Below are 314 nucleotides of genomic sequence, written 5' to 3' on the forward strand. Positions count from 1 at the left end.
CTACAGCTCTATGTTTTGTAAAACTAGTTGATCCCTATAATATAAAAAGAGCACCCCTTTTTGGATGCTCTTCGTTATAACTATATATTATTTAATTTTCTTCATTTGTTGGTACCATTTTTCCTTCTTGAGAATCCGTACCTGTACCTTCTGCTCTTTCAACAGTTTTTGCGTGTTTTCCAGGTTGTGATTCCGTACCTTCTTTTGTTTCTACCATTTTTCCTTCTTGAGAATCTGTACCTGTACCTTCTGTTCTTTCAACAGATTTTACATCTCCTTTAGATGCTGGCACTGCATCTTTAGGTACATCAAAG

The 314-nt window shown here is 35.7% G+C and carries 1 pseudogene; it reads right to left on the minus strand.

Features of this window, described 5'->3' with window-relative positions:
- Positions 1 to 91: 91 nt before the first annotated feature.
- A pseudogene (locus MR160_RS34230) lies at positions 92 to 314 on the minus strand (alpha-ketoglutarate permease); the annotation flags it as partial.

This window comes from Bacillus cereus group sp. BfR-BA-01382 (genome assembly GCF_022663475.1).
GTDB lineage: Bacteria > Bacillota > Bacilli > Bacillales > Bacillaceae_G > Bacillus_A > Bacillus_A thuringiensis_S.